The sequence below is a fragment of the Faecalibacterium sp. genome (assembly GCF_052358865.1).
Taxonomy (GTDB): Bacteria; Bacillota; Clostridia; order Oscillospirales; family Ruminococcaceae; genus Faecalibacterium; species Faecalibacterium butyricigenerans.
In genome coordinates this window covers 1-6,937 of sequence record NZ_DAWCVJ010000103.1, presented here as the reverse complement: position 1 = coordinate 6,937, position 6,937 = coordinate 1, and the positions used below count along the sequence as shown (strand labels likewise).

At 53.4% G+C, this 6,937-nt stretch carries 5 protein-coding genes; 3 read left to right on the top strand and 2 right to left on the bottom strand.

What is annotated here, in order from left to right:
- Window positions 1–289 precede the first annotated feature (289 nt).
- Window positions 290–1,072: a hypothetical protein gene (locus ACT8X9_RS12230; RefSeq protein WP_444269167.1), complete on the top strand. Its 783-nt coding sequence runs from the start codon at window positions 290–292 to the stop codon at window positions 1,070–1,072.
- Window positions 1,073–1,269: 197 nt separating this feature from the next.
- Window positions 1,270–2,301 (top strand): type I glyceraldehyde-3-phosphate dehydrogenase, encoded by a 1,032-nt coding sequence (gap, locus tag ACT8X9_RS12225; protein ID WP_249234420.1) that lies wholly within the window; start codon window positions 1,270–1,272, stop codon window positions 2,299–2,301.
- 450 nt (window positions 2,302–2,751) lie between these two features.
- Here the strand turns inward: gap and ACT8X9_RS12220 are convergent, their stop codons facing one another.
- Together ACT8X9_RS12220 and ACT8X9_RS12215 are read right to left on the bottom strand one after the other, a co-directional pair.
- Window positions 2,752–2,994, bottom strand: a complete 243-nt coding sequence (locus tag ACT8X9_RS12220) for a helix-turn-helix domain-containing protein (protein WP_444269166.1) — start codon at window positions 2,992–2,994, stop codon at window positions 2,752–2,754.
- Between the two features lie 189 nt (window positions 2,995–3,183).
- The gene (locus tag ACT8X9_RS12215) at window positions 3,184–4,338 is read right to left on the bottom strand and encodes a tyrosine-type recombinase/integrase (protein WP_444269165.1); all 1,155 of its coding nucleotides are present in this window, start codon (window positions 4,336–4,338) and stop codon (window positions 3,184–3,186) included.
- Window positions 4,339–4,618: 280 nt separating this feature from the next.
- Here ACT8X9_RS12215 and ACT8X9_RS12210 point away from each other — a divergent pair, with 280 nt between their 5' ends.
- On the top strand, window positions 4,619–6,775 hold the full coding sequence (locus ACT8X9_RS12210) for a Helicase associated domain protein (RefSeq protein WP_444269164.1): 2,157 nt from the start codon (window positions 4,619–4,621) through the stop codon (window positions 6,773–6,775).
- Window positions 6,776–6,937: the final 162 nt, after the last annotated feature.

The following is a 6,937-nucleotide window of genomic DNA, read 5'->3' as shown; positions in this document are numbered from 1 at the left end:
GCTGGACGCGGGGGAAGGGGCGACGTCCGCCCTGCGGCCCAGCACCGCCCGGGCCAGCCGATAGCCCGCCAGCGGCAGAGCGCTGCCCAGCACGAGGAGCAGGGCACAGAGGAGCAGAAAGGCTTTTTTCACTGAGAACATCCCTCCCGGACAGACATTTTACTCTCAGTCTACCGGCTGACGTCAGCAAAAAAGCGCACAAGAAAGGAATGCCTTGCATTTCAGCCGAAAGCGCGTTATCATATTCTATAAGATTCTCCCCAGAGGGGATAAAATTCGAGGATGACAGATGAATTCTTTGATCTTGGTTTCGCTTATCCTGAGTGTGCTGCTGGGCATTTTCCGGGGCATCGACCTGACGTTCTGGACGGACGCAGAAACGGGCCTCTGCGTGGTCGGTCCGGTCTGGCTGCGGTATGTTGCGCTGGCTGCGGTGGTCGGCATCGCTGTGGCGGCGGGCCGCGGCAGTCAGCCGAAGCCTGACGCGCTGCGGGGGCGGTGCATCCCCTCCGGCGTCGCGGCACTGGCGGCAGCGGTCTGCTATGGTGCGGCCGCTGTGCTGCGCATCCTCTGGATGCACAGCAGCGTGGTGATGCTCCTGCGCGCAGTGCTGGAGGCGCTGTGCGCGTTCTGGATGCTCGGGCTGGGGCTGAGCTGGCTGCGGAAGGATTGGAAGGCCCCCACCCGCAGCCTCACGCCCGCCGTGCTGGGCAGCGTCATCTTTTACTGGTGCGTGCTGGCCCGCTTCATGGAGAACAGCTCCAGCTGGCACCGCGTCGCCCCCACTGCGATGGTCTGGCAGCTGCTGGCGGGGCTGGTGTTCCTCTCGGCGCTGGCCCGGGCGCTCTATCTGCCCGGCACCTCCGATGGCCGCACCCTCTGCGCTGGGGCACTGGCGTCTTTCGCGCTCTGCCTGTGCTGGGAGATGCCCGGCGTGGTGCAGATTCTGGCAGAAAACGGCAGCGCCGCCCTCCTGACACCGGAGCTGCTGTTCCGGCTGGGGCTGTGCTGCGTGGGTGTGCTGGGGGGCTTGTGCGCCGTGCGGTGCTGCCGTGCTGGACAGGGTGCATAAACCCATCAGCAGCCGGTTGGTTGAATTGCTCAAAACAGCACACCTTTCCCGGATAAAATAGTACAAAAGCAAAAAAGTGTGAAAACGACTTGTTAATTTTTTGGCAGGCACTTGAAACTTTTGCCGTTTTGGTCTAAAATAAGAGTACCGTGAATTATCCGAATCAGGGTAAGAAACATTTAGGAGGTACTATTAACATGGCTGTTAGAGTTGCTATCAATGGTTTTGGTCGTATTGGCCGTCTGGCTTTCCGTCAGATGTTTGATGCTGAGGGTTACGAGGTCGTCGCTATCAACGACCTGACCAGCCCCAAGATGCTGGCTCACCTGCTGAAGTACGATACCGCTCAGGGCTCCTTCTGCGGCAAGATCGGCGAGAACAAGCACACCGTCGAGGCTACCGAGGATTCCATCATTGTCGATGGCAAGGAGATCAAGATCTATGCTGTCAAGGACGCTAAGGATGCTCCTTGGGGCGAGCTGAACGTCGATGTCGTTCTGGAGTGCACCGGCTTCTACACCAGCAAGGAGAAGAGCATGGCTCACATTCAGGCTGGCGCTAAGAAGGTCGTTATCTCTGCTCCCGCAGGCAACGACCTGAAGACCATCGTTTACTCCGTCAACGAGAAGACCCTGACCAAGGAAGATCAGGTCATCTCTGCTGCTTCCTGCACCACCAACTGCCTGGCTCCTATGGCCGACACCCTGAACAAGACCTACCCCATCGTCTCCGGCATCATGACCACCGTTCATGCTTACACCGGCGACCAGATGATCCTGGATGGTCCTCAGCGCAAGGGCGACCTGCGCCGTGCTCGTGCTGGCGCACAGAACATCGTCCCCAACAGCACCGGTGCTGCTAAGGCCATCGGTCTGGTCATCCCCGAGCTGAACGGCAAGCTGATCGGCTCTGCTCAGCGTGTGCCTGTCCCCACCGGCTCCACCACCATTCTGGTCGCAGTCGTCAAGGGCAAGGACGTCACCAAGGAGTCCATCAACGCTGCTATGAAGGCTGCTACTTCTGAGTCCTTCGGCTACAACGAGGATCAGATCGTTTCCTCCGATGTCATCGGTATGCGTTACGGCTCTCTGTTCGATTCCACCCAGACCATGGTCGCTAAGATCGACGACGATACCTATCAGGTTCAGGTCGTGTCTTGGTACGACAACGAGAACTCCTACACCTCTCAGATGGTCCGTACCATTAAGTACTTCGCTGAGAACTGCTGATCACGGCTCTACGCTCAGAAGTGCTTGAGGTGTCGTGCTGAAAAGCACGGATGCCAATAAGTGAGTCCGACACCCTTCCTTTTACGGGTTTCCGTGAGAGGAAGGGTGTTTTGTTATGTTGTTGAGAGAAGCAAGAGATGGATTTTTGTTTGATTGTGAGTGTCGGCACTTGGCAAAAGGGTCGATTCGTAGTTAAAAATCTGGAAGGGGACACTGACCCGGTAGAATGAGTGTGTTATTCCATCTCCCCAGACCCAATTGAAACCTAGTTGCAGAAGGCCTCTGTCTTTCACAGAAATGTGATTGACAGAGGCTTTTTTAGCGCAAAAAAAAAATAACCTGACCCATGCAAAAGAGCACAGATCAGGCTGACGGTGGATATAAAATTCTAAAATCACGTTAAAAAGAGAGTGCACATTGTAAGGAATCTCGACCAAATCGCTCGGTGAGCTATTGAATTTCCTGCTCCAGCTCATCGAACAGTGCACAGGAAAAGAACTGACCAAGCGTGATATCAAGGCCATCACAGAGTTTTTTGATGGTGGCGATGGACACACGCTGACGGGATGGGTCGAGCATACTATATACCGTAGATGGTGTTACACCGGCGCGGGTCGCTAACTCATTGGGACGAATTCCACGCTGGTCGCAGAGCTGTTTAAAGCGTTTGGCAACGGCATCTTTTACAGTCATGATGAAGTTCACCTCAACATGATAGTACAGAAGTTTGCACAGGTTGGTATACGCAATTGCGTATATTATAAGAATGTTTTATGCTATAAGAGATACGCGGTTGCGTAATGACAGGCGAATGCAGTTATGGATAGGGTAAAAAAAGTATCCTTCACATGGAAAATGAAAGACCGCGGCAAAAATCGAGCGTTATTCCATCATATTCGGCGCTTTCACACCCCTCATAGACACCTGATGGGAGAATATCCGGTTTAGTTCCCGGCGCTTTCGGGCCAGGTCAGAATGCACATAGCGCTGCAAAGTGATATTGGCGTTGGCGTGTCCTAACAATTCGCTGAGGGTCTTTACATCGCACCCCGCTTGCAGACAGGTCGTTGCAAAGGTATGGCGCAGCGAGTGCGGACGTATCTGCCGGACAGCCGCCTGTTTCAGATACGTCTTGATACTTTTCCGATAACAGCGGGGTTCTGTGGGTTTGGATTCATTACCAGATAGAAACCATGTGGAATTACTAGCGTTTCCTCGCAGCTTTTTCAGCATAATAATCAGCTGTTTCGGGATTGGAATTTCCCGGCGGGAAGTGCGGGTTTTAGGTGTTTGGACGACCACCTTTGTGTGACCATTTCCGCAGGAAATTCGACAGACCGTCCGATTGATTATCAGTGTACCGAGTTTCAGGTCAAAATCACCCCATTGTAGGCCGCAGATTTCACCAATGCGGAGTCCTAATTCCAGCCCTAGCAGTAAACCGATTTTGCGGGGTGTGGGGCTCTCCTGTACATATTGATAAAGCCGCTGCTGCTCCGCCGGGGAGAGAAGCGCAGAAATTTTGTCGATGGCTTTTGGCAGCGCTACTTCTAGCTCCATCGGACGGATCAGTCGCAAGTGCGCGGCATATTTGCAGATACGACGTAGCATTGAGAGGCATTCCCGGGCAGAGGAACTTCCCAGCGGTTTGTGTGCGGCATCTGCGGGCGCGATGATCTGCTGCATGGCCTGTTCCAGAAAGCTTTCCTCAAGGGATGCAACGGGCACTTCGCTCAAAACCGGAAGAAGATACTTGTGCAGTGTGTACGAATAATGCGCATAGGTGGATTCCTTTATACTGTTCCGCAAGGAGTGCAGCCATACCTCGGCCAGCGCTTCAAAGGTCAGGTCGGTCCTTTTCAGGTTGTAGAAACCCGCCTCCGCTTTTTTCTGGATCAACACCCGTTTGACCTCTGCATAGGCCGTACCATAAATATAGCCCCACTGGATTTTTCCTTCCGGCGTGCGTGCCTTGATGTATCGGCCTTCCCACCGGCCATCCTTGCGTTTATGTATGTTTTCGCCCCGTCGTGCCATTTCTGTTTCCTCCTGCTACTTGGACACCCACCTGACCACTTATTTTGTCTACCTTCGTTTTCAACTGGATTTTTCATAAAAAACTGAGCAATTTGCAAAAAGTTTCGGCTTCTGCGAAGTTTTTTCTAAGGCTGGGTGGGATCATTTGTATGGATTTCTATTGAATTCCAGATATAGCCATGATAAAATAATAGGAGAATACAGACAATATTATTTAAAACTGGTATCCTCCATTTTCCATGTGAAGGATACCCCTTTATTGCGGAAAGGGGTGAACAGGGTGGCATTGCGGCTGTTTGAGCACAACGAAAAAGCGTACAAATCGGCGATTCAGATGATGGAGCAGTTTGGCAAGGCTGCTATTGTTCATCCCACCGGCACCGGAAAGAGCTACATCGCGTTTAAGCTAATCGAGGATAACCCGGACAAGGTCGTGATCTGGCTTTCGCCCAGTGAATATATCTTCAAGACCCAGCTGGAAAGTCTGAAAAGGAACGACCCGGATTTTCCGTTGGCAAATGTTCATTTTTATACCTACGCCAAACTGATGTGCTGTACGCAGGCACAGCTGGACGAAATAGTAGCGCAGAAGCCTGCCTATATTATACTCGATGAATTCCACCGTGCCGGTGCGGAATGCTGGGGCGAGAGTACGGTGGCTTTATTAAAGTTATGCCCGGATGCAAAATTGCTGGGGCTGACGGCGACAAACATTCGGTATCTGGATAATAACCGCGACATGGCAGAAGAACTTTTTGACAGCCGTGTTGCGAGCGACATGACCCTTGGCGAAGCAGTCGTCAGGGGTATTTTGCCTGCCCCGAAATATGTGACCACCGTTTATCAGTACCAGAAAGCCCTTGCAAAGTATCAGGCGAGGGTGGATAACCTGCGTGCACCGGGCATTCAGGACGTGAACCAGAAATATCTGGACGCACTCCGCCGGGCATTGGAGCAGGCGGACGGTCTGGACAGGATCTTTGCCCATCATATCACGAACAAGAGCGGCAAATACATCGTGTTCTGCGCTAACAAGGAGCACATGGACGAGATGGTGTCACACGTGCCGGAGTGGTTCGCCGGGGTCAACCCGGACGTAGTGGTGTACGAAGCCTATTCGGATGACCCGAACACTGACAAGGCCTTTGCGGACTTTAAGACGGACACCAGTGACCGGCTGAAGCTGCTGTTCTGCATCGATATGCTCAACGAGGGCGTCCATGTGGAGGGGATTTCCGGGGTCATCCTGTTCCGGCCAACGATTTCGCCCATTATCTACAAGCAGCAGATCGGACGCGCCCTGACCGCCGGAGACACCGCAGCTCCGCTGATCCTCGACGTGGTCAACAATTTTGAGGGCCTGACGAGTATTTCCGGCCTGCAAAGCGAAATGCAGGAGGCTGTTCATCGTCTGTATGCCAACGGCGAGGGTGACAAGATCGTAACCGAGCGGTTCGAGGTCATCGAGCAGGTGCATGACTGCCGGGTGCTGTTCGAACAGCTGCAGGCAAGCCTTTCTTCCAGTTGGGAGCACTATTTCTCCGAGGCAAGCATCTACTACACAGAGCACGGCAACCTGAACGTCCCGAAACTGTATACCACGCCCGGTGGCCTAAGCCTTGGCGTGTGGCTGATCACCCAGCGCCGGGTGCGCGAGGGGCAGATTCAAGGCAATCTGACCGAGCAGCAGATCGCGCGGCTGGACAGCATCGGGATGGTCTGGGGAAACCGGAAAGAAATTGCGTGGCAGCACGGATTTGAGGTTGCAAAGAAATACCACGACACCTACGGAAACCTGATGGTGGCCGGAAAATATGTGAATCCGGATGGCTATCCCTTGGGGCAGTGGATCCTTAAGACCCGGCAGCAGAAGCTGAATGGCCGCTTGAAGGAAGACCGCATTGCGCAGCTCGATGAGATCGGCATGGTGTGGAGCGTTTTTGATGCCAAGTGGGAAAAGGCGTATGCGCTGGCTGCGGCCTATTACGAGGAAAATGGCAACCTGAACATCCCGCGTTCCTATGTGACAGCGGCTGGTGAACGGCTGGGACAGTGGGTTGCAAGCCAGCAATGGGCGTACCCAAAAGGAAAGCTGACGGACGAACAGGTCGAGCGGCTCAACCGCATCGGGATGTACTGGGGCAACCGCAATGACCGCCAATGGAACGAAGGCTATCAGGAGGCCAAGCGTTATTTTGAAGCCTATGGAGATTTGAAGGTCCCAATCAATTACGTTTCACCGGGCGGATACGCCCTCGGAAAATGGATCAAGCGGCAGCGGTACACCCGCCAGAATCCAGAAAAAAGCGGTGCTGTTCTGACAGAGGAGCGCATTGAGAAGCTCGACGAGATCGGGATGCGGTGGGAGAAAAACAATCCGAAACATCTGTCTGAGCAGGCAGTACAAACCGAAATAGTTGCGGCAAAAGCAGGTTGAACTGAGAAATTTATAAGCATGTGAGGAGAAAAATGGTTATGAATCCGACCGGAATTGATAAGAAAGTTGAAATCGACCGAAAAGAGAATCTGCGCAAACATCGTCTGTATTGGATCGGGCGTCGGACGCAGGATGTAATCTTGTCGTCGCTGGCATTGGTGG

Coding starts and splice junctions, on each gene's coding strand:
- gap (WP_249234420.1), top strand. CDS start 1,270: ATGGCTGTTAGAGTTGCTATCAATGGTTTTGGTCGTATTGGCCGTCTG.
- ACT8X9_RS12220 (WP_444269166.1), bottom strand. CDS start 2,994: ATGACTGTAAAAGATGCCGTTGCCAAACGCTTTAAACAGCTCTGCGAC.
- ACT8X9_RS12215 (WP_444269165.1), bottom strand. CDS start 4,338: ATGGCACGACGGGGCGAAAACATACATAAACGCAAGGATGGCCGGTGG.
- ACT8X9_RS12230 (WP_444269167.1), top strand. CDS start 290: ATGAATTCTTTGATCTTGGTTTCGCTTATCCTGAGTGTGCTGCTGGGC.